General features: G+C 67.6%; 21 protein-coding genes. 12 read left to right on the top strand and 9 right to left on the bottom strand.

The window, feature by feature from the left end; all coding sequences use genetic code 11:
* The first annotated feature begins 10 nt into the window (after nt 1-10).
* Nucleotides 11-1,117 carry an alkene reductase gene (locus ACT2FV_RS00540; RefSeq protein WP_151048178.1) on the top strand — a complete coding sequence of 369 codons (1,107 nt, stop codon included), beginning with the start codon at nt 11-13 and terminating at the stop codon, nt 1,115-1,117.
* Nucleotides 1,118-1,193: 76 nt separating this feature from the next.
* Here the strand turns inward: ACT2FV_RS00540 and ACT2FV_RS00535 are convergent, their stop codons facing one another.
* From ACT2FV_RS00535 to ACT2FV_RS00510, 6 genes are read right to left on the bottom strand one after another with little or no spacing between them, the layout of a single operon-like run.
* Nucleotides 1,194-1,634, bottom strand: a complete 441-nt coding sequence (locus ACT2FV_RS00535) for a dihydroneopterin aldolase (RefSeq protein WP_059452158.1) — start codon at nt 1,632-1,634, stop codon at nt 1,194-1,196.
* Entirely contained in the window at nt 1,631-2,260 is a 630-nt protein-coding gene (locus ACT2FV_RS00530; protein WP_124901085.1) for a sarcosine oxidase subunit gamma, read from the bottom strand. The genes ACT2FV_RS00535 and ACT2FV_RS00530 overlap by 4 nt, the downstream gene beginning before the upstream one ends.
* Nucleotides 2,250-5,261: a sarcosine oxidase subunit alpha family protein gene (locus ACT2FV_RS00525; protein WP_151048177.1), complete on the bottom strand. Its 3,012-nt coding sequence runs from the start codon at nt 5,259-5,261 to the stop codon at nt 2,250-2,252. Before ACT2FV_RS00525 ends, ACT2FV_RS00530 begins: the two co-directional genes overlap by 11 nt.
* A complete protein-coding gene (locus ACT2FV_RS00520; protein ID WP_059534095.1) occupies nt 5,258-5,557 on the bottom strand; it encodes a sarcosine oxidase subunit delta in 300 nt (99 codons plus the stop codon). Before ACT2FV_RS00520 ends, ACT2FV_RS00525 begins: the two co-directional genes overlap by 4 nt.
* 28 nt (nt 5,558-5,585) lie before the next feature.
* On the bottom strand, nt 5,586-6,830 hold the full coding sequence (locus ACT2FV_RS00515; protein WP_006480591.1) for a sarcosine oxidase subunit beta family protein: 1,245 nt from the start codon (nt 6,828-6,830) through the stop codon (nt 5,586-5,588).
* A 15-nt stretch (nt 6,831-6,845) separates the two neighbouring features.
* Complete coding sequence (locus tag ACT2FV_RS00510) at nt 6,846-8,231, bottom strand: L-serine ammonia-lyase (RefSeq protein WP_059600290.1); 1,386 nt, start codon at nt 8,229-8,231, stop codon at nt 6,846-6,848.
* A 261-nt stretch (nt 8,232-8,492) separates the two neighbouring features.
* Between ACT2FV_RS00510 and ACT2FV_RS00505 the strand changes: the two genes are divergently transcribed.
* The 8 genes from ACT2FV_RS00505 to denD all read left to right on the top strand — a co-directional run bounded on the left by ACT2FV_RS00505 (nt 8,493) and on the right by denD (nt 16,698).
* Complete coding sequence (locus ACT2FV_RS00505; RefSeq protein ID WP_059600291.1) at nt 8,493-9,566, top strand: GlxA family transcriptional regulator; 1,074 nt, start codon at nt 8,493-8,495, stop codon at nt 9,564-9,566.
* A gap of 206 nt (nt 9,567-9,772) precedes the next feature.
* Nucleotides 9,773-10,477 (top strand): FadR/GntR family transcriptional regulator, encoded by a 705-nt coding sequence (locus tag ACT2FV_RS00500; RefSeq protein WP_059452152.1) that lies wholly within the window; start codon nt 9,773-9,775, stop codon nt 10,475-10,477.
* Nucleotides 10,478-10,561: 84 nt separating this feature from the next.
* A complete protein-coding gene (gene ltnD, locus ACT2FV_RS00495) occupies nt 10,562-11,452 on the top strand; it encodes an L-threonate dehydrogenase (protein WP_059600292.1) in 891 nt (296 codons plus the stop codon).
* 19 nt (nt 11,453-11,471) lie between these two features.
* A complete protein-coding gene (gene otnK / locus ACT2FV_RS00490) occupies nt 11,472-12,758 on the top strand; it encodes a 3-oxo-tetronate kinase (protein WP_151048176.1) in 1,287 nt (428 codons plus the stop codon).
* Nucleotides 12,758-13,396, top strand: coding sequence for a 3-oxo-tetronate 4-phosphate decarboxylase (otnC, locus tag ACT2FV_RS00485; RefSeq protein WP_124622269.1), 639 nt, complete (start codon nt 12,758-12,760; stop codon nt 13,394-13,396). Before otnK ends, otnC begins: the two co-directional genes overlap by 1 nt.
* Nucleotides 13,397-13,535: 139 nt before the next feature.
* Entirely contained in the window at nt 13,536-14,861 is a 1,326-nt protein-coding gene (locus ACT2FV_RS00480; RefSeq protein WP_170296397.1) for an MFS transporter, read from the top strand.
* A gap of 60 nt (nt 14,862-14,921) precedes the next feature.
* Nucleotides 14,922-15,698, top strand: a complete 777-nt coding sequence (otnI, locus tag ACT2FV_RS00475) for a 2-oxo-tetronate isomerase (RefSeq protein WP_059600295.1) — start codon at nt 14,922-14,924, stop codon at nt 15,696-15,698.
* 28 nt (nt 15,699-15,726) lie between these two features.
* The gene (denD, locus tag ACT2FV_RS00470) at nt 15,727-16,698 is read left to right on the top strand and encodes a D-erythronate dehydrogenase (RefSeq protein WP_444502961.1); all 972 of its coding nucleotides are present in this window, start codon (nt 15,727-15,729) and stop codon (nt 16,696-16,698) included.
* Nucleotides 16,699-16,777: 79 nt separating this feature from the next.
* Here denD and ACT2FV_RS00465 read toward each other — a convergent pair whose 3' ends face one another.
* From ACT2FV_RS00465 to ACT2FV_RS00455, 3 genes are all read right to left on the bottom strand, one after another.
* Entirely contained in the window at nt 16,778-17,866 is a 1,089-nt protein-coding gene (locus ACT2FV_RS00465) for a lysylphosphatidylglycerol synthase domain-containing protein (protein WP_174906577.1), read from the bottom strand.
* Entirely contained in the window at nt 17,863-19,032 is a 1,170-nt protein-coding gene (hpnI, locus tag ACT2FV_RS00460) for a bacteriohopanetetrol glucosamine biosynthesis glycosyltransferase HpnI (RefSeq protein WP_444502960.1), read from the bottom strand. The genes ACT2FV_RS00465 and hpnI overlap by 4 nt, the downstream gene beginning before the upstream one ends.
* Nucleotides 19,033-19,100: 68 nt before the next feature.
* Nucleotides 19,101-19,499: a hypothetical protein gene (locus ACT2FV_RS00455; RefSeq protein WP_444502959.1), complete on the bottom strand. Its 399-nt coding sequence runs from the start codon at nt 19,497-19,499 to the stop codon at nt 19,101-19,103.
* Nucleotides 19,500-19,730: 231 nt separating this feature from the next.
* On the opposite strand from ACT2FV_RS00455, the gene ACT2FV_RS00450 reads away from it, so the two are divergent.
* From ACT2FV_RS00450 to ACT2FV_RS00440, 3 genes are all read left to right on the top strand, one after another.
* Nucleotides 19,731-20,390 (top strand): response regulator, encoded by a 660-nt coding sequence (locus ACT2FV_RS00450; protein ID WP_444502958.1) that lies wholly within the window; start codon nt 19,731-19,733, stop codon nt 20,388-20,390.
* The gene (locus ACT2FV_RS00445) at nt 20,387-21,838 is read left to right on the top strand and encodes an ATP-binding protein (RefSeq protein ID WP_151048174.1); all 1,452 of its coding nucleotides are present in this window, start codon (nt 20,387-20,389) and stop codon (nt 21,836-21,838) included. The genes ACT2FV_RS00450 and ACT2FV_RS00445 overlap by 4 nt, the downstream gene beginning before the upstream one ends.
* 70 nt (nt 21,839-21,908) lie before the next feature.
* Entirely contained in the window at nt 21,909-22,436 is a 528-nt protein-coding gene (locus ACT2FV_RS00440; protein WP_151048173.1) for a cytochrome b, read from the top strand.
* Nucleotides 22,437-22,612: the final 176 nt, after the last annotated feature.

Here is a 22,612-nt window from a genome sequence, read left to right as displayed (position 1 = left end):
GGAAAACACGATGAAACAACTGTTCGTTCCGGCCCCGACCGATCAGGACACGCCGCAACTGTTCACCCCGGTGCGCGTCGGCCGGTACACGCTCGACAACCGCCTCGTGATGGCGCCGATGACGCGCAGCCGCGCCGCGTTCGACGGTACGCCCGGCGCGTGGGCCGCCGAGTACTACGCGCAGCGCGCGGGCCTCGGGCTGATCGTCACCGAGGGCACGCAACCGTCGGCCGACGGCCAGGGCTACCTGACGACGCCGGGTATTTATACCGACGCACACGTCGCCGGCTGGAAGAGGATCAGCGACGACGTGCATGCGCGCGGCGGCCGCCTGTTCATCCAGCTGATGCACGTGGGCCGCATGTCGCATCCCGACAACACGCCGCACCACCGGCAAGGCGTTGCGCCGTCGGCGATCGCGCCGGGCGTGCCGATGTTCACGGCGACGGGCATGCAGGAGATTCCGGCGCCGCGCGCACTGACGACGGCCGAGGTGCGCGACACCGTGAGCGACTTCCGCTTCGCCGCGCGACGCGCGATAGAGGCCGGCGCCGACGGCGTCGAGATTCACGGTGCGAACGGGTATCTGGTCCAGCAGTTCTTCGCGCCGAACGCCAACATGCGCACCGACGAATACGGCGGGTCGATCGAGAATCGCGCGCGCTTCGCGATCGAAATCGCTGCCGCGATCGCCGACGAGATCGGCGCGGATCGCACGGCGATCCGCCTGTCGCCCGGCACCACGCTGTGGGGGATCGACGAAGGTCCGGAAAGCGCCGAGCTTTACCGCTACCTGGCGACGCAGCTCGACGCGCTCGGCCTCGCCTATTTGCACGTGATGCATCAGGGCGATGAATCGCTGCTCGCGGACCTGCGTGCGCGCTGGCGCGGCACGCTGATCCTGAACCGCCCGGGGCGCACGCGCGACGCGATCGGTGCCGATGTGGCATCGGGTCTCGCCGATCTCGAAGCGTATGGCCAGATGGTGCTCGCCAATCCGGATTTCGTGACGCGCGTGAAGACGGGCGCGCCGATGAACGACGCGCAGCGCGAGACGTTCTTCGGCGGCGATGCACGCGGGTATGTCGACTATCCGGCGCTGAGCGGCGCGGCATAAGCGCTGCAAAGAGAAACGGCGCGTCGTGACTTCGTCATGACGCGCCGCCTCGGAACGATACGGGCTGCTCAGCCCGTTACAGCTGCCCCGCAGCCCCCGTCCACCGCAGGTAATCCCCACGCGTCCAGTCGAGCGACACGCCGACGCGCTTCGTCCCCGGCCGGATCTTCGGCTTGTACATCGACAGCGTCAGCGACTCCAGCGCGGGCCATTCGCGGAACGACATCACCGCGAGATCGGCGACGAGCGTTTCGAGCAGCCGCGTATGCGGCTTGTGCGACAGGAACGACGCGACACGGGCGCAGTAACCATCGTAGTCGATCCACTCGCCCTGCTCGCTCGGCTCGCAGCGATACCCGAGCCGCGCATCGATCACGATCGGCTGCGGCGCCTCGTGCTCGTGCGCGTGGATGCCGATCCGCGCGGGCACCTTCAGTTCGTCGACGAACACGCTCCAGCCGCGCCCGCGCAGGCGCGGCGCGTCGATCGCCACGAACGGTTCGTCGAACGGCTTCATGACGCGAGCGGCGCCGCGGCGTCGAGCATGATGCGCACGAAATAGTCGGCGAAGCTGCGACGCAGGACGATCTCGAACGTATCGTCGCCGGTCGGGATCAGCGTGATCGGCGACTTGAAGTAGTGCGACTGCGCGCACTGGCCCGGCTTGAGCACGCGCGGATGCAGATCGAGCGGGCAGCCGCGCGCGATCACGTCGCGCACGCGTTCGCCGCTGACTTCGACGACCGTGTAGCCGCTGCCGACGTCGACCGCCGCCGCATACGAACCCTGCACGGCCTCCGCGAGTTGCGCCTCGAGCACGCCCGCCTGCACGGGCCCGTTCGAGCGCACGAGCCACTCGTCGGGACCGAGCCACAACACGTCGTACTCGGCGCCGCGCGCCACCGTGTTCGGTGCCGACGGCGGCCGGCAACCGACCACGCGCTCGAACGCGCTGACGAATGCCGGGTCGCTCAGCTCGCCGCGCACGTTCACGAGATCGAGGAAGGCCCGCTCGCGCAGCATGAACTTCTTCGATGCGCGCGCCTGATGCGCCTTCAGCACATCGGCCGCGCCGACGAACGGCGATTCAAGCCTCACGCCCGCGCCCGCCACTTGCGACTGGTTTCTCGTTTCATTCCACATGCTGGCGCACCCCTTCGGTATCGTAGAAAACCGGGCTCGAGATCTTCGCGGTGACGCGCTTGCCGTTGGCCAGCGGAATCACGACGCTCTCGCCCATCTTGTTCAGGCCGCCCTTCACCACCGCCAGCGCGATCGAGCGCTTCAGGATCGGGCTGTAATAACTCGACGTCACGTGGCCGATCATCGGCGTCGGATCGACCGCCGACACCTGCGTGTCCTTCGCGATGATCTGCGCGCCTTCGGGCAGCACGAACTGTTCGTCCTCGGTCAGCAGGCCGACGAACTGCTTGCGGCCTTCCTTCGACGTATCGGAGCGCGACAGCGAACGCTTGCCGAGGAAGTCCTTCGACTTCGCGACGAGCCCGCCCATCCCGAGGTCATACGGCGTGACCGAGCCGTCGGTATCCTGGCCGACGATGATGTAGCCCTTCTCCGCGCGCAGCACGTGCATCGTCTCGGTGCCGTACGGCGTGATGTCGAACTCGGCACCGGCCGCCATCAGCGCTTCCCACACCGCGCGGCCCGCATTGGCCGGCACGTTCACTTCATACGCGAGTTCGCCGGAGAAGCTGATCCGCATCACGCGCGCCTTCACGCCCGCGACGGTGCCGTTCCGGTAGCTCATGAACGGGAACGCGTCGTTGCCGAAGTCGATGTCCTGGCACACCTTCTGCACAACCTTGCGGCTCTTCGGGCCGACCACCGCGAACGTCGCCCAGTGATCGGTGACGGACGCGAGCCGCACCTTCATGTCGGGCCATTCGGTCTGCAGCCAGCGCTCCAGCCACGTGAGCACGCGCGCCGCGCCGCCGGTGGTCGTCGTCATCATGAAATGCTGGTCGGCGAGGCGCACCGTCACGCCGTCGTCGAACACCATCCCGTTTTCGTCGAGCATCAGCCCGTAACGGCACTTGCCGATCTCGAGCTTGTTCCACGGGTTCGTGTACATCCAGTTCAGCAGCTTCACTGCATCCGGACCCTGGATGTCGATCTTGCCGAGCGTCGACGCGTCGAGGATGCCGACGCTGTTGCGCACCGCCAGGCATTCGCGCTTCACGGCCGCATGCAGGTCCTCGCCGTTCTTCGGGAAATACCACGGCCGCTTCCAGTTGCCGACGTCTTCGAACATCGCACCGTGCTCGACGTGCCATTCGTGCACGGCCGTCTTGCGGATCGGGTCGAGGAAGTCGCCGGTCTCGCGGCCCGCGAACGTACCGAACGACACGGGCGTGTAGTTCGGGCGGAACGTCGTCGTGCCCGTTTCCGGAATCGTCTTGCCCAGCGCCTGCGCGAGGATCGCCATCCCGTTGATGTTGCCGAGCTTGCCCTGGTCGGTGCCGAAGCCCATCGCGGTGTAGCGCTTCACGTGCTCGACCGACTCGAAACCTTCGCGCGCGGCCAGCAGGATGTCGGCGGCCGCCACGTCGTTCTGGAAGTCGACGAACTGCTTCGGCCCGCGTGCGGCGGCCTCGCGGCTGCCGACGAGCCACAACGGCTGCAGCGCGCCTTCGACGGCTTCCGCGACCTGCGGCGCGACGGGGCGCTGCGCGGCCGTGAAGCCCGATGCCTTCGCCGCTTCGGCGCCCGCGTCGACCGCGAGCCGCAGCGCACGGGCGAGACCGAACTCGCCAGCGGCCGCACCGATGCTCGCTTCCGCCTGCACGGGCTTGCCCGGCAGGAAGCAGGCCTTCTCGTCGTTCCAGCACGCCTTGCCGCCCGACTGCGCGAACAGGTGCAGCACCGGGCTGAAGCCGCCCGACATCGCGACGAGGTCGCACGGCAGCGACTGCAGCTTGCCGCCGGTCTGGCCGTTCGTGTAGGACGCGACGTCGACCGACGATACGCGCCACTTACCCGAAGCAGCCGTCACGACTGCACCGCTCATCACCGTCACGCCCTGCCGCTTCGCGGCCGCGGGCAGCGCGCCGTTCGACGACGCACGCGAATCGACGACCGTCACCTTCGCGCCGCACGCCTTCAGGTCGAGCGCGGTCTGGTACGCACGGTCGTTGTTCGTGAACACGACCACGTTGCGGCCCGGCAGCACGCCGTAGCGATGCACGTAGGTGGACACCGCGCCGGCGAGCATCACGCCCGGCAGGTCGTTGTTGCCGAACACGATCGGACGCTCGTGCGCGCCGGTCGCGAGGATCACGCGCTTCGCGCGGACCTTCCACAGCAGCTCGCGCGTGCCCTTGCGCATCGACACCGGCTGGTGATCGGTCAGGCGCTGCGTGACCGTCACGAGGTTGTGGTCCTGATAACCGAACGCGGTGCTGCGCGACAGGATCGTCACGTCGGGCAGCTTGCGCAGTTCGGCCTCGATCTTCTCGACCCACTGCAGCGCCGGCTTCGCGTCGATTTCCGCGCGGCACGACAGCAGGCTGCCGCCGAGCTCGCGCTGGTCGTCGACGAGGATCACGCGCGCGCCGGCCGTCGCGGCCGCATGCGCGGCGGCGAGGCCCGACGGGCCACCGCCGACCACGAGCACGTCGCAGTGCGCGTAGCATTTGTCGTAGCGATCGGCGTCGAGCACCTCGGGCGCCTTGCCGAGGCCGGCGGCCTCGCGGATCTTCTCCTCGTACTTCGGCCACATGTTGCGCGGCCACATGAAGGTCTTGTAGTAGAACCCGGCCGGCATGAAACGCGAGAACTTCTGGTTGATCGCGTACTTGTCGTTCTCGAGCGACGGCTCGGCGTTCACGCTCGTCGCGACGAGGCCCTGGTACAGCTCGATCTCGGTCGCGCGCGCGTTCGGCACCGTGTACGGGCCGGTCTCGAGCTGCACGACGGCATTCGGTTCCGCGACGTCCGCCGTCACGATCCCGCGCGGACGGTGGTACTTGAAGCTGCGCGCGACGAAGTGCACGCCGTTCGCGAGCAGCGCGGACGCGAGCGTGTCGCCCTGGAAGCCCTGATACGTGCGGCCGTTGAACGTGAACGTCAGCGGAATCGCGCGATTGATGCGGCCACCGGTGCCGAGGCGGTCTTTCTGGCTCATTTGCTGGTGCCCTCTTCGTGTGCGTTGCCGGCGGCTGCGCCGCCGAACTTTTCGTAGCCCTTGATATCGTAGGTCACCGTGTCGCGCGTGACCTTGAACCAGCGGCGGCAGCCCTGCGTGTGCAGCCACTGCTCGCGGTGGATACCGCGCTTGTTCTCGCGCATGAACACGTATTCGCCCCATTCGCGGTCGGTCATGTTCTCGTTCGCAACCGGGCGCACGATGTCGGCTTCACCGCCGCACGTGAACTCGGATTCGGCGCGCGGCCCGCACCACGGACATTCGATCAGCAACATGTTTCTTTCTCCTCGTTCAGTGCGGGGGTCAGTGCGCGACGGCGGCAGCGCCGTGCTCGTCGATCAGGTGGCCCGTGTAGAAGCGGTCGAGCGCGAACGGCGCGTTCAGCGGATGCGGTTCGTCGCGGGCGATCGTGTGCGCGAACACCCAGCCCGAGCCCGGCGTCGCCTTGAAGCCGCCGGTGCCCCAGCCGCAGTTGAAGTAGAGCCCCTTCACGTCGGTCTTGGTGATGATCGGACACGCGTCCGGCGACACGTCGACGATGCCGCCCCACTGGCGGTTCATCCGCACGCGCGAGAACACCGGGAACATCTCGACGATCGCCTGCAGCGTGCTTTCGATGATGTGGAAGCTGCCGCGCTGGCCGAAGCCCGTGTACTGGTCGATACCCGCGCCGATCACGAGGTCGCCCTTGTCGGACTGGCTGATGTACGCGTGCACCGCGTTCGACATGATCACCGAGTTGACCACCGGCTTGATCGGCTCGGACACCAGCGCCTGCAGCGGGTGGCTCTCGATCGGCAGGCGCACGCCGGCCATGTCGGCGAGCGTCGTCGTGTTGCCGGCTGCGACCACCGCGACCTTCTTCGCCTTGATGAAACCCTTCACCGTATCGACGCCGACCACCGCGCCGCCTTCGCGACGAATGCCCGTCACCTGGCAGTTCTGGATGATGTCGACGCCGGCGCGGTCGGCGCCGCGGGCGAAGCCCCAGGCCACCGCGTCGTGACGCGCGACGCCCGCACGGCGCTGGATCGATGCGCCGAGCACCGGGTAGCGGCTGTTCAGGTTGATCGTCGGCTCGATTTCCTTGATCTGCGCGGGCGTCAGGAATTCGGCGTCGACGCCGTTCAGGCGGTTCGCGTTCACGCGACGCTCGGTGTCACGCACGTCCTGCAGCGTGTGCGCGAGGTTCATCACGCCGCGCTGGCTGAACATCACGTTGTAGTTCAGGTCCTGCGACAGCCCTTCCCACAGCTTCATCGCCTTCTCGTACAGCGCGGCCGATTCGTCCCACAGGTAGTTCGAGCGCACGATCGTCGTGTTGCGCGCGGTGTTGCCGCCGCCGATCCAGCCCTTCTCGAGGATCGCGACGTTCGTGATGCCGTGCTCCTTCGCGAGGTAGTAGGCGGTCGCGAGGCCGTGGCCGCCGCCGCCGACGATCACGACGTCGTATTCCTTCTTCGGTTCCGGGCTCTTCCACTGCTTTTCCCAGTTCTCGTGATACGAGAGGCCGTTGCGGAACAGGCTGAATATCGAGTAGCGGCTCATGTTAGTGATCCTTCGTTAGCATTCGATGACGTTCACGGCAAGACCGCCGCGCGACGTTTCCTTGTATTTCGTCTTCATGTCGGCACCCGTCTCGCGCATCGTCTTGATCACCGAATCGAGCGATACGTAGTGCTGGCCGTTACCCTTGAGCGCCATCCGCGATGCGTTCAGCGCCTTGATCGCGCCCATCGCGTTGCGTTCGATGCACGGAATCTGCACGAGCCCGCCGACCGGATCGCAGGTCATGCCGAGGTTGTGCTCCATCCCGATCTCGGCCGCGTTCTCGACCTGGTCGGGCGTGCCGCCCATCACCGCGGCGAGCGCGGCCGCGGCCATCGAGCACGCGACGCCCACTTCGCCCTGGCAGCCGACTTCCGCGCCCGAGATCGACGCCGTTTCCTTGTAGATGATCCCGATCGCCGCGGCCGTCAACAGGAATTCGACGATGCCGGCTTCGTTCGAGCCCGGCACGAACTTCACGTAGTAGTGCAGCACCGCGGGGATCACGCCGGCCGCGCCGTTCGTGGGCGCGGTGACGACCCGGCCGCCCGCCGCGTTCTCCTCGTTGACGGCCATCGCATACAGGTTGACCCAGTCGAGCATCGACAGCGGATCGCGCAGCGACTCCTCCGAACGCGCCCGCAGGCGCCCGTTCAGTTCGGCCGCGCGGCGCTTCACGCGCATCGGGCCCGGCAGTTCGCCCTCGACCTTGCAGCCGCGCTCGACGCATGCGGCCATCGTGCGCCAGATCGCGAGCAGCCCGGCGCGCACTTCGTCTTCCGGACGCAGCGTGGATTCGTTGCGCAGCATCAGCTCGGCGATCGACAGCCCGTGTTCGCGGCACTGGCGCATCAGGTCGTCGCCCGTGCGGAACGGGTACGGCACTTCGGCCGCAGCACGTACGCCGTTCACGCGATCGCCGTCGCGGTTCACGACGAAGCCGCCGCCGATCGAGTAATACTCCTTCTCGACGAGCAGCTGGCCGTGCTCGTCGAACGCCTGGAAGCGCATCCCGTTCGGATGCACGATGCTGGTGCCGCTCATCAGCTTGCGATAGAAGCCGATGTTCTCCTTCTCGTCGAAGCGAATCGTCTGCTTGCCGAGCAGCGCCAGCGACTTCTCCGCGCGGATCGCCGCGAGCCGCGGCTCGATCAGGTCCGGATCGATCGTGTCGGGCAGATGGCCCTCGAGGCCGAGCAGCACCGCCTTGTCCGTGCCGTGGCCCTTGCCCGTTGCACCGAGCGAGCCGTATAGTTCGACCCGCACGCGGCGCACGAAGCCGAGCAGGTTCGCGTCCTCGATGTGCGACGCGAAGCGGCACGCGGCGATCATCGGGCCAACCGTATGCGAGCTGGACGGGCCGATACCGATCTTGAACAGGTCGAACGCGCTGACGTTCATCTGACTTCCTCTGGGTGGGCGTACGTGAAATGTCGTTGGCATCAGTACATCAAAGCGTAAAATTGGCCGATAGAACAAAAACGGCATCGGCGTGGGATAGCGCCGCCAAGCCCCGCGCAGGACGGCCGGAAAGTGCGTTTTGACGATGGTTGGCGACGAAAAACCACAAGTCGGCCGGGGTCCGCGCCAGCCGGCAACCGTGCCCGCGAACAGATTGCAACGAGTGAGACCCGCCTTCCCGGCGTGACGAGATTGACCGCGATGACACCCGACGTACCCGCTTCCCCCCTCGCCGAACCCGCGCCGCAGCGCATCCGTTTCGGCATCGTGCTGCTGCCGAACTTCACGCTCACGGCCTTCTCGGGTTTCGTCGACATGCTGCGGCTGTCGGCCGACGACGGCGACTACAGCAAGCCGGTGCGCTGCGCGTGGAGCGTGATCGGCGAAACGCTGGCGCCGGTGCGCGCGAGTTGCGGGATCCAGATCACGCCGTGGGAAACCTTCGAGAGCGCCGAGCCGTTCGACTACGTCGTCGTGGTCGGCGGCCTGCTGCATTCGGGGCCGCAAGCCGGCCCCGAAACGCTCGACTTCATCCGCCGCGCGGCGACGGGCGGCGCGACGCTCGTCGGGATCTGCACGGGCGTGTTCACGCTGATGCGCGCGAACGTGCTCGACGGCTACCGCACCTGCGTGAGCTGGTTCCACTACTGGGATTTCATCGAGCGCTTCCCGCACGCCGATCCCGACATGCTGATCGCCGATCGCCTGTTCGTGATCGACCGGCGACGGATCACCTGCTCGGGCGGGCGTGCGTCGATCGACGTCGCCGCCGCGGTCCTGCTGCGCCATTTCGATCATGCGACCGTGCAGAAGGCACTGCGCATCCTGCTCGTCGGCGAGATGCAGAAGGGCAATGCGCCGCAGCCGCATCCGCCGGGCCTCGAGCCGGCCACGCACCCGAAGGTCAAGCGCGCGATTCTCCTGATGGAACAGCATGTCGGCCGCGCGCTGCCGCTCGAGGAACTCGCGTGCAAGCTCGACATGTCGACGCGCCAGCTCGAGCGGCTGTTCAAGGCCGAAACGGGCAAGAGCCCGCAGGCGTTCGCGAAGCAGGTGCGATTGCGCACGGCCGCCTGGCTGCTGACCAGTTCCGACCGCACCGTCGCCGATATCGCGTCGAGTTGCGGGTTCGCCGACGCGTCGCACCTCGGCCGGGAGTTCCGCAAGCAGTTCGGCGTGCCGCCGGCGACCTATCGCGAACGCGGCGGGGACAGCACGGAGGCCGGCGCACCGATGGCGGCTGATCCCGATCCCGTCGAAGACATCGCCGACTGACGGTCGCGCGCGCCGCCGGCGCGCGTCCCCTTTCCTTCCCCTGCCCACGCCTCGACGCCACACACGATCGCGGCAATTTCAGGCGAATTGGAACCGGTTCCAGTCAATTTCGCCGACGTTACAGCCCATTGACCGAGGGTTATCCCGGATGCTGACGCACCTTCAAATTTGTATGATGACCACATCACCTTACAAACCTGAGCGCCATGTTCGAGAAAATTCCCGCCCGTGCGATGAGCGACCACGTCGCGCAGCAGCTGCTGAAGCAGATCGAAGTCGGCAGTTTCTCGGCCACCGGCAAGCTGCCGACGGAAGCCGTTCTCGCGCAGGAATTCGGCGTGAGCCGCACCGTGATCCGCGAAGCGATCTCGCGGCTGAAGAACGAAGGCGTGGTCGAGCCGCGCCAGGGCAGCGGCGTGTACGTGAACCAGCACGGCGCAATCCGGCCGCTGCGGATCGACTACGCGGAAGCCGTCGAGGCCAGCTCGCTGCCGCACCTTCTCGCGGTGCGCCGCGCGATCGAGGCTGAAGTCGCGGCCGAAGCCGCGCTGCACCACACGGCCGACGACATGGCCGACATCGACGACGCGCTGCGCAAGATCGACGATGCGGTGGCCGAAGGGCGCGACGGCGTCGCGGAAGACGTCGCGTTCCACCGCACGATCGCGGCCGTCACCGGCAATCCGTATTTCCTGAAGACACTGCAGTTCCTGAACCAGTACCTCGAGGCCGGCGTGAAGGTCACGCGGCGCAACGAGGCGACGCGCGAGGATTTCTCGCGGCAGGTGCGCGAGGAACACGCGGCGATCGCCGACGCGATCCGCGCGCGCGACCCGATGGCGGCACGCAACGCGGCGCGCACGCACATGTACAACGCCGCCCGCCGTCTCGCGGAAGCCGGCATCTGCTGATGAACGATTGCTGAATGCGGCGGCCCGGGCCAATCCGGTGCCGTCGTTGTCCCGAACCTCTTCCCGAATCGATCAAGGTTGACCATGTCACGAAATGTTGGAGTCATCGGCCTCGGCGCGATGGGCCTCGGCGTCGCCCGCTCGCTGCTGCGCGCGGGGTTCCGCGTGCATGCATGCGACGTGCGCGACACCGTGCTGCAGGCGTTCGCGGCCGAAGGCGGCGTGCCCTGCGCGAGCCCGGCCGAACTCGGCGCGCGGTGCGATGTCGTCGTCACACTCGTCGTCAATGCCGCGCAGACCGAAACGGTGCTGTTCGGCGAGCACGGCGCGGTCGCGGCGATGAAGCCCGGCGGCGTCGTAATCGCGAGCGCGACCGTCGCACCCGACTTCGCGGTCGCGCTCGGCGCGCGCATCGAGGCCGCGGGCCTGCAAATGCTCGACGCGCCGGTGTCCGGCGGCGCGGCGCGCGCGGCCTCCGGCGAGATGACGATGATGACGTCGGGCCCCGCCGCCGCGTATGCGGCCTGCGACGACGTGCTCGACGCGATCGCCGGCAAGGTGTATCGCCTCGGCGACGCGCACGGCATCGGCTCGAAGGTGAAGATCATCAATCAACTGCTGGCCGGCGTGCACATCGCGGCGGCCGCCGAGGCGATGGCGCTCGGCCTGCGCGAAGGCGTCGATGCCGACGCGCTCTACGACGTGATCACGCACAGCGCCGGCAACTCGTGGATGTTCGAGAACCGCGTGCCGCACATCCTGAACGGCGACTACACGCCGCTGTCCGCCGTCGACATCTTCGTGAAGGATCTCGGCCTCGTGCTCGATACCGCGCGGCGCAGCAAGTTCCCGCTGCCGCTGTCGGCCACCGCGCACCAGATGTTCATGAGCGCGTCGAGCGCCGGCCACGGCGGCGAGGACGATTCCGCCGTGATCAAGACTTTCCCCGGCATCACGCTGCCGCCCGCCCGCTGATTCGAACGACGTTCCTGCCATGACCGCTTCCGCTTCCCGTCCCCTGCTCGGCTGCATCGCCGACGATTTCACCGGCGCGACCGATCTCGCGAACATGCTCGTCAAGAGCGGCATGCGTACCGTGCAGACGATCGGCGTACCCGCCGGCGACGCCGCAATCGACGCCGACGCGATCGTCGTCGCGCTGAAGTCGCGCACGATTCCCGCCGCCGACGCCGTCGCGCAATCGCTCGCCGCCCATGAATGGCTGCGCGCACAGGGTTGCCGGCAATTCTTCTTCAAGTACTGCTCAACGTTCGACTCGACCGACGCGGGCAACATCGGGCCCGTCGCCGATGCACTGCTCGATGCGGCCGGCGGCGGCTTCGCGATCGCGTGTCCGGCGTTCCCGGAGAACGGGCGCACGATCTTCCGCGGCCATCTGTTCGTCGGCGACGTGCTGCTGAACGAATCAGGCATGGAGAACCACCCGCTCACGCCGATGAAGGACGCGAACCTCGTGCGCGTGCTGCAGCGGCAAACGAAGTCGCATGTCGGCCTGATCCGCTACGACACGATCGCCCTGGGCGCCGCCGCCGTGCGCGCGCGGATCGAGCAGCTGCGCGCGGAAGGCGCGCGCTTCGCGATCGCCGACGCGTTGTCGGATCGCGACCTCTACGTGCTCGGCGAAGCGTGCACGGACCTGCCGCTCGTCACCGGCGGCTCGGGCGTCGCCCTCGGCCTGCCCGCGAATTTCCGCCGCGCGGATCAACTGCCCGAGCGCGACAACGCAGCCTCGCTGCCGCGCATCGACGGGTTGTCCGCCGTGCTCGCCGGCAGCGCTTCGAAGGCGACCAACGCCCAGGTCGCCGCGTGGCGCGAAAGCCGCCCGAGCTTCCGGATCGACCCGATCGCGGCCTCGCGCGGCGAACCCGTCGTCGACGCGGCACTGGCATTCGCGCGCTCGCACCTGCCCCAACCCGTGCTGATCTACGCGACCGCGACGCCCGACGAAGTGAAGGCCGTCCAGCAGGCGCTCGGCGTCGAGGCGGCCGGCCAACTCGTCGAGAGCACGCTCGCGGCGATCGCGAGGGGCTTGCGCGACCTCGGCGTGCGCAAGCTCGTCGTTGCCGGCGGCGAGACGTCCGGCGCGGTCGTGCAGGCGCTCGACGTGAAGTCGCTGCAGATCGGTGCGCAAATCGATCCGGGCGTGCCGGCGACGGCCACCATCGACGCGCAGCCGCTCGGCCTCGCGCTGAAATCCGGCAACTTCGGCACGGTGGACTTTTTCGACAAGGCGCTGCGCGCGCTCGACGGAGCCGCATGATGAGCCACGAAGCGAAACTGCGCGAAGAGATCTGCGTCGTCGGCGCGAGCCTGTATGCGCGCGGCCACGCCGTCGGCAGCGCCGGTAACATCAGCGCGCGTCTGGATGACGGCTGGCTGATCACGCCGACCGACGCCTGCCTCGGCCGGCTCGACCCGAACGACATCGCGAAGGTCGGCCTGGACGGCCAGCCCGTATCGGGCGGCAAGCCGTCGAAGACGCTCGCGCTGCATCGCGGCATCTACGCGCGCAACGCGGAAGCAAACGGCATCGTCCACACGCATTCGACGCACCTGGTTGCGCTGACGCTCGCGGGCGTGTGGCGCGACACCGACGTGCTGCCGCCGATCACGCCGTACTACGTGATGAAGGTCGGCCACATTCCGCTGATCCGCTATCGCCGCCCCGGCGACCCGGCGGTCGCGGCCGAAGTCGCGGCGCTCGCCGACCAGGTGCGCGGCGTGCTGCTCGACCGCCTCGGCCCGGTGATGTGGGGGCAGTCGGTGTCGCACGCGTCGTACGCGCTCGAGGAGCTCGAGGAAACCGCGCGGCTCTGGCTGATGACGAACCCGAAGCCCGAGCCGTTGTCCGACACGGCGCTCGACGAGCTGCGCCAGACCTTCGGCGCACGCTGGTGACGCAACGCATCGCGTCCTGATCACGCAGGACTACGAACCGAGTACCATGCCCGCCGTGTGCGCGGGCCCCTCCATCAGCACACACGACACAATCCGGCGGCGTGCGCGCCGCCGGCACATGACATCCCAGGAGACGACAATGACTGCTCTCGACGCGGCCGCAGGCCGCTCGCCCGCCGCGCCCGCCCAATCGGCCGAACTCGACCGCACCTACAAGAAAGTGTTCTGGCGCATCGTGCCGTTCCTGATGCTCTGCTACGTGGTCGCGTATCTCGACCGCGTCAACGTCGGCTTCGCGAAGCTGCAGATGTCGCAGGACCTCGCGTTCAGCGAAACCGTGTTCGGCCTCGGCGCCGGCATCTTCTTCCTCGGCTACTTCCTGTTCGAGCTGCCGAGCAACATGCTGATGCACCGCATCGGCGCGCGCATCTGGATCGCGCGGATCATGATCACGTGGGGCCTGCTGTCCGCGCTGTTCGCGTTCGTGAAGACGCCAACGCAGTTCTACGTGCTGCGCTTCCTGCTCGGTCTCGCCGAAGCCGGCTTCTATCCGGGCGTGATCCTGTACCTCACGTACTGGTTCCCGTCGCATCGCCGCGCGAAGATCATCGCGGTGTTCATGTCGGCGATCCCGGTGTCGGGCATCTTCGGCAACCCGCTGTCGGGCTGGATCATGGAGCGCTTTCACGGCGGCTCGGGCTTCCACGGCTGGCAATGGATGTTCATGATCGAGGCCGTGCCGGCCGTGCTCGTCGGCATCGCGACGATCCTGTATCTCGACAACAGCATCCGCAGCGCGAAATGGCTCGACGAGCGCGAGAAGCAGATCCTCGAGGATGAAATCGCCGCGCAGCCGCAGGAACAACAGAAACACGGCCATTCGCTGAAGGCCGTGTTCTCCGACCCGCGCATGTGGTGGATGTCGCTGATCTACTTCGCGTTCGTCACCGGCCAGTACGGCCTCACGTTCTGGATGCCGACGCTCGTCAAGTCGACCGGCATCACCGATACGTTGCAGATCGGCCTGCTGTCGGCGATTCCGTTCGTCGTCGCGATCGTCGTGATGAACCTGTTCGGCCACAGCGCGGACAAGCGCCGCGAACGCCGCTGGCACCTGATCGTGCCGGCGCTGATGGGCGCGGTCGGGTTTGCGGTCGCCGCGTCGTACTCGCACAATACGGCGGTGTCGATCGTGTTCCTGTCGCTCGCGGCGGGCGGCGTGCTGACCTGCGCACCGCTGTTCTGGTCGCTGCCGACCGCGTTTCTCGCCGGCTCCGCCGCGGCCGCCGGGATCGCGATCATCAACTCGGTCGGCAACCTCGCCGGGTTCGCGAGCCCGTACGTGATCGGCTACCTGAAGGACGCCACGCACAGCACGGCGTCCGGCATGTACGTGCTGGCCGCCATGCTGGTGATCGGCGCGATCGCCGTGTGGCTCACGCCCGCGAAACTCGTGAACCGCTGATCCGTCATTCGACGCGGGGCGCCGTGCGCCCTGCCCCATTCATTCACAGGAACCGCTGCCATGCCCCGCTTCGCCGCCAACCTCTCGATGATGTACACCGAGCACGCGTTCCTCGAACGCTTCGCCGCTGCCTCGTACGACGGCTTCAAGGCCGTCGAGTACCTGTTCCCGTACGACTTCGCCGCCGAGGACATCCGCGCACGCCTCGACGCGCACAACCTCGAGCAGGCGCTGTTCAACGCGCCGCCCGGCGACTGGGCCGCCGGCGAACGCGGGATCGCGTCGTTGCCGGGCCGCGAGGACGAGTTCCGGCGCGGCATCGACCAGGCGCTCGACTATGCGCGCGTGCTCGGCAACAAGAAGCTGCACGTGATGGCCGGGATGGTCGCGCCGGGCGCCGACCGCGCGCGCCATCGCGATACCTACGTGGCAAACCTGCGGCATGCGGCGCAGGCGGCGGACGCGCATGGCATGACGATTCTGATCGAGCCGATCAACCAGCGCGACATGCCCGGCTATTTCCTGAGCCGCCAGGACGATGCGCATGACATCCGCGCGGAAGTCGGCGCGCCGAACCTGAAGGTGCAGTTCGACTGCTATCACTGCCAGATCGTCGAGGGCGACCTTGCGATGAAGCTCAAGCGCGATTTCGCGGGCATCGGCCACATCCAGATCGCCGGCGTGCCCGAGCGTCACGAGCCGGACATCGGCGAACTCAACTACCCGTATCTGTTCGCGCTGATCGACGCGCTCGGCTACGACGGCTGGATCGGCTGCGAGTATCGCCCGAAGGCCGGCACGTCCGAAGGGCTTGGCTGGCTCAAGCCTTATCTGTAATCCAGGCATTCCGAAGAGGGCTCACAACATGAAAGTACTGATCACCGGCGGCGCCGGCTTTCTCGGCCAGCGTCTCGCGCGCAAGCTGCTCGAGCGCGGCGAACTGACCGGCCCCGACGGCCGGACCGGCAAGATCGACGAGCTGGTGCTGCTCGACGTCGTCAAGGGCAGCGATTTCGGCGACGCCCGCGTGACGTCGATCGTCGGCGACATCGCCGATCGCACGGTGCTCGAAAGCGCGATCGACGCGCAGACGGGCGCGATCTTCCATCTCGCGGCAATCGTCAGCGGGCAGGCCGAAGCCGATTTCGATCTCGGCATGCGGATCAACCTCGACGCGTCGCGCACGCTGCTTGAAGTGTGCCGCGCGCGCGGCCATCGTCCGCGCGTCGTGTTCACGAGCTCGGTGGCCGTCTACGGCGGCGTGTTGCCCGACGTCGTGCAGGACGACACCGCGCTGAATCCGCAATCGTCGTACGGCGCGGAGAAGGCGATCGCCGAACTGCTGCTGTGCGACTACGCACGGCGCGGCTTCGTCGACGGCCGCGTGCTGCGGCTGCCGACCATCAGCGTGCGGCCGGGTCGCCCGAACGCGGCCGCGTCGTCGTTCGCGAGCGGTATCATCCGCGAACCGCTGAACGGCGAGGAAAGCGTATGCCCGGTGCCCGGTTCGACGCGGCTGTGGCTGCTGTCGCCGCGCGGCGCGATCGACGCGCTCGTCGCGGGTTGCGAAATCGACAGCGGGAAGCTCGGCAACAAGCGCGTGATCAACCTGCCCGGCCTGTCGGTGTCGGTCGACGAAATGATTGCGGCGCTGCGCGAAGTCGCGGGCGACGACGTCGTGAAGCTGATTCGCCATGCGCCGGACGAACGCATCGAGAAGATCGTCGGCAGCTGGCCGGGCCGCTGGGACACGGCGCGCGCCGAAGCGCTCGGACTGAAGGGCGACACGTCGTTCGCGGACGTGATCCGCAGCTACATCGCCGACGAGCGGCGTTGATGGCCGCGCCGCCCGGCGGGGCACGCGGCCGCGTCGGCGAGCCGCTTCCCGCCCGGCTGGCAGGCAACGTCGGGCCGCATCAGCGCGGCCCGGCGGACTCCCCGACGGGCATCGATGCGCGCTTCGCCTCGTACGGCGAGCGCGCCGCGCCGGCCGCATGCTGCCATGCCAGCAAGCCCGGCAGATAGAACAGCAAGTCGCGCACGCGCCGCGCGCCGGCGAGCGCCAGGCAAGTCGTCGCGTCGAACCCGAGCAGCCCGCCGATCAGCACGAACCCGCCCTCCTGCACGCCCAACCCGCCGGGCATCAGGAACGCGATGCTGCTCAGGAGCTGGATCAGCGCTTCGATCGCGAGCGCCTGCGCGAATGTAGGATCGGCGCCGAGGAAACGCAGCGCGAGCCAGATTTCCAGCGCATAGCCGACAAATTGCAGCGTCTGCCAGATCGCCAGATAGCGGACGACGATACCCGTCTTTCTCCAGATCATCCGGATCGACTGATCGGTGCGTGCCGATTCGCCGACCAGCGCCACCACCTTGCCGCTCGTGACACGGTTGACCACGCGCATCGCGCGCTCGAACGGCCGCGCGTGCTGAACCAGCGCGAACAGCAGCAGCACCGGCACGAGCGCCGCCATGCCGATGGCGAGGCGCGCGGCCACCTGCGCGGCGTCGGACGACACGTGTTCGAGCACGTAGCCGATCGCGACCAGCGCGAACACCAGCTGGCTGATCAGCGTCAGCTGCATGTCCGCGACGAGGCTCGCCACGGCGGTCGCCGGGCGCACGCCCGCCTGCCGCAGCAGGCTGAACGACACGATCTCGCCGCCGATCCGCGCGACCGGCAACAGCCCGTTGATCGATTCGCGGATCCACACGAGCTTGAGCATCGTCGCGAACGACGGCCGGCGCGGGCCACGGATCAGCAGCCGCCAGTCCCACGCATTCGCGAGCATCGGCAGGATGTGGGCCAGCGCGGCGATCAGCAACCCGGCGCCGGCGATCCGCAACCGGTGCAGGATCTCCAGCGGATGTTCGCGCCCGATCAGCCACACCGCAAGCACCAGCCCGGCCAGCGCCGCCGCGCGCCCCGCATGCCGCAGCCGTGCGTCGCGACGCGCGGACCGCCGGTCCGCGCCTTCGACATCGAAATGCGTGTCGTGCATCATGATTTCCCTGCCGGCGACAGCAAGCCCTCGCGATCGACGCGAAAGCGCGTGCCGCGCCAGACGACGTGCGACGAGAAGAAGCTCGACACGAACACCAGGAACTGCAGCAGATCGACGAACGGCAGCCAGAGGGCGCCGCGCAGCCCGGCACCGGTCGCACGGCTCGTTTTCAGCATCAGCAGCGCCCGCGCGGCGAGCGCCGCGACCGTCAGCCAGCAGGCGGCGCGCGTGCCGCCGGAGAACAGCACGGCCAGCAGCGCGAGCGGCACCGGGTGCATCAGCACCGACCCGGCGTGACCGAGCCGGTCCGCCGCGCGAATCGTGCAGCTCCAGCGCAATTCGTGCGCGTACAGGCTGGCGAAGGTCTCTTCGACACAGGCATGTCCGACGACGAACGACGGGACGACGACCTGCGCGCCGACCTGCCGCACCGCTTCGCCGAGCGCATGATCCTCGGCCAGGTGATGCGCGAAACGCGCGAGCCCGCCGATGCGTTCGAGCGTTGCGCGCGTGATCGCAATCGTCTGGCCAAAGCACGGACGGGCGCGCCCGATGAAAAGCCCGGTAATGACGCCCGGCAGGAAATGGTAGTTCGTCATTGCGACGGCGACACCGGGCCAGAAGCCCGGCGACGCGATGCCGCGATACACGCTCGTCACGATGCCGACTTCCGGCTGCTGTAGCGCGCCGACGACGGCACGCAGATAATCGCGCTCGACCAGCACATCGCTGTCGGCGAGACACAGCACCGAATGCTCCGCATGTTCGAGCATGTTGACGAGATTCGCGATCTTGCGGTTCGGCCCGTACAACCGCGCATCGGCGACGACCTTGATGTTCGCGTCCGGATAGCGAGCGCGCAGCGTCTCGACGGCCGCGAGCGCCGCGTCGCCCGCATCGTGCACCCCGAACAGATGCTGTACCGGCCCCGGATAATCCTGGACGAAGAAGCTTTCAAGATGCTGTACGAGATTCCATTCGTCGCCGTGCAGCGGTTTCGCGACGGTGACGCCCGGATAATCGCGCGGCATCGCCCGCGTGCGTGAAAAGAACCGGCCGACGAGCACGCTGGCCGTGACAGTGTAGGCAATGCCGAGCAACACGCCCAACCCGCAGGCAATCGACATCGCGCCGGCCAGCGCGTACAGCACATGCAGCAATACCATGCTTCTCCCCAGTGGTGGCCCAGTGACCGCGACGCCCGGGGCCGGAACGCGCGAACGCGCGCTCACCCTTACACGCCGCCGTATCGATTCCCGTTGAGCCGGATATGCAGGACGATCAACCAACGGTACGCGCAATCAGATGACACGACTACCGTGCGGCGATCGATTCCGGACACGCGCACATGGCCGCACACGTCAGCGGCCCTGAACGCCGCGTCGGCCACCTTACGGGCTGACAGGATCGCGGTCGCGACCGCGACGACGGTCCAGATGCGGAATGTCATCGTCGTGAAAAACGCTTCGGGTACGCGCAGCGCAAACAACGAAACCAGCACGAAACACTGAATGAACATACCGGCGAGCGCGGCGATCAACAGGTAGGCGCGCCATCGCTCGATCGTCGAGGGTGCCATCAGGAATGAACCTCCCGTGCAGACGGCCCGCATCGATCGTGCGTCGATCGACATGGTCGCGGGTGGACGGGCAAGCGCGTGCCGGACGCGCCGAACCCGGTTCGGGATCAGGGGAAACGGAGATCGTCCCGAGAAATGTTGTGGGCGATGGTAGCGGGAATGCCGGCGCCGAACCTTAAGCGTTCTTCAGAATCGGGCGATATTTGAGGGAACGCAATTACAATCCGTTGCACGGCGCGCACAGTCGGGCTCGTACAATTGCACGTATCTGCACACGAATCGACCATGCGACTCCTCCTTGTCGAAGACGACGACCTGATCGGCAGCGGCCTCGAAATCAGCCTGAGTCAGGCCGGTTACCAGGTCGACTGGCTGCGCGACGGTCATGCCACCGCCGCCGCGCTCGCGACGACGCGCTTCGCGCTCGTCGTCCTCGATCTCGGCTTGCCCGGCAAATCGGGAACGGAACTGCTGCGTGCGATGCGGGACGCGGGCGATACCACGCCGGTGCTCGTCCTGACCGCGCGCGGCACCGTGGCCGATCGGGTCCGCGGCCTCGACGATGGCGCCGACGACTATCTCGCCAAACCGTTCGAGCTATCCGAGGTGCTCGCCCGCTGTCGCGCGCTCGTGCGGCGCTCGCAGGGCCGCGCCGGCGACGAGATCGTGTGGCGCGACATCACGATCGACCTGACCACCCAGACGGTGACACGCGATGCCGCGCGCATCGCGCTGACTTCACGCGAATGGACCATCCTCGTTCAGCTTGTCAGTCGTGCGGGCATGCCCCAATCGCGGGCGCGTCTCGAGGACGGCCTGTATGGATGGCAGGAAGGCATCGAAAGCAATGCGATCGAGGTTCACATCTCGAACCTGCGCAAGAAGCTCGGCGCGGAACTGATCCGGACGGTGCGGGGCATCGGCTACGTCGTCGACAAACCATGACCTCGCGCTCGATACGACGCCGCGTTTCGTCGATGGCGCTCGGCTGCGTGACCGTCGTGTGGATCGTCGCCGTGTTCGGCAGCTTCCGGCACGCGACACGCGAGATCGGCGAATGGGAAGACGCCCGTCTCGTCGAATATGCGTCGCTGCTCGTCGATCTTGCACCGGCCGACCTCGAGCGCCTCGCCCGCTTCCCGCCCGACGCGCGCATCGAACTGGCGCACGGCACGTCGGCCGCGACCCGAGACAACGACGGCGATCGTCTGCCGCGCGACGTGCTGTTCGAAGTCCGGGACGCTCGGGGCAACGTCGTTGCGTCGAGCCTTCCGGTCGACGCCCCCGGCCAGCCCGATGCAGCGGGCCGAAGCGACACCCCCGCAACGATCGTCGTACGCGGCACGCAATGGCGCACGCACACGCTGCGCAACGACGTGTCGGGGCGATGGATACGGGTGATGGAGCCGGCCAACACGCGCAGCGATCTCGCGACGGGCATCGCGCGCGGCATCGTCTGGCCGCTGATCCTCGCGCTCCCGGTGCTGGCGTTGCTGCTCTGGTACCTGATCGGGCGCAGTCTCGCACCGCTGAAAACGCTGTCGACGCAGATCGGCGCGCGCGATGCGCGCTCGCTCGAACCGCTCGCCATCACGACCGTCCCGGAAGAAGTCCGCACGCTGGTCGACGCGATCGACCGCCTGCTCGCCAGACTGCGGCAATCCATCGTGCGCGAGCGGGCATTCACGTCAGACGCGGCGCACGAACTCAAGACGCCGCTGGCTGCGATCAAGGTTCAGGCCCAGGTGGCGCTCGCGACAGACGATCCGGTGCGCAAGCAGCTCGCCATGCAGCGCGTGGTGCAAGGCGTCGATCGCAGCGCGCGTCTCGCCGAACAGTTGCTGCTGCTCGCGCGACTCGACGAATACGAACGCATTCCGGTGCGCGCCGTCGTCGTCCGCGAACTGGTCGACGCGGCCATCGAGCGACATCTCGCGAAGGCGTCGGATCACTTCATCGACATCGTCGCCACCGGCACGCCCGGGCGAGCGATCCTGGCCGATCCGATCCTGCTCGGCATCCTGCTCGACAATCTGCTCGACAACGCGGTCAAGTACGGCCGGCAAGGTGGCCGCATCGAAATCGACGTACACGACGACGGCACCGCGCAGCGCATCGTCGTGCGCGACGACGGGCCCGGCGTCGCCCCGGGCGAGCACGAGCGGCTCGGTGATCGTTTCTATCGCGGCGTCGGCACGCAGTTGCCCGGCAGCGGACTCGGGCTGTCGATCGTCCAGCGCATCGCGCAATACTTCGGCGGAACCGTGCAGTTCGGGCCGGGCATCGGCGGCCGCGGCCTCGGCGTCACGATCGCGTTGCCGTCGGCTGAATCCTCTCGGATCGATGGCACGCAGGCGTTATCGGGCGAAGTCGCTGCGCGGCCGCACGCTTAACGTCTCGTTAAGGATTCGGCCGTAAAATCCGCCGGAAGATACGGTCCTCATCCGCTTGCCAGGAGCTTTTATGTCTACAACCGCCCGATACGACGCAGTCGCACGCCTTCTTCACTGGCTGATCGTGGCGTTGGTCGTCGCGCAGTATGCAATCGGCTGGACGATGCCCGACGTGCATCGCGATACTCAACCGGTCGGCCTGATCGCCGCGCACCTGATCGTGGGCACCGCGCTGCTTGCCGCAATGGCTTGCCGCGTGCTATGGCGCGTGACGCATCGCCCACCCGCCGACGAACTGTCGCCCGCGATGCGCGCGGTGTCCGGCGTGACGCACTTCGGGCTCTATGCACTGCTGATCGCGGTGCCGTTGCTCGGCTGGATCAATGCGTCGTCGCGCGCATGGGCCGTGACGCTGTTCGGCGTCGTCCCGTTGCCGGCGCTGTCGGCGGCCGGCTCGGGATTCGGGCACGCGATGGGCGATGTGCACGGCATCCTCGCGTGGGCACTGTTCGGCGGCATCTGCCTTCACGTCTCGGCCGCGGTCGCGCATCGTTTCGTCCTGCGCGACAGGGTCATGCAACGGATGATGCTCTGGTAATCTCGCCACCTGCCCCCTTGCGCACCGTCACGGGCAGATACCCCGCAATGGCCGATCGCGCGCTCGCCTGCATCGCGGCTCATCCTGCGATCCACCTGCGCGCCCATCGGAATCGGGCAACGAGCTGATCGCGGCGCCGCGCGAAGCGGCGCGCGATCGACGGCCTCGCCGTCCGT

The sequence above is a fragment of the Burkholderia sp. PR2 genome (genome assembly GCF_052372875.1).
In the GTDB taxonomy this organism is placed as follows: domain Bacteria; phylum Pseudomonadota; class Gammaproteobacteria; order Burkholderiales; family Burkholderiaceae; genus Burkholderia; species Burkholderia diffusa.
This window is presented reverse-complemented; position numbering and strand designations above follow the sequence as displayed.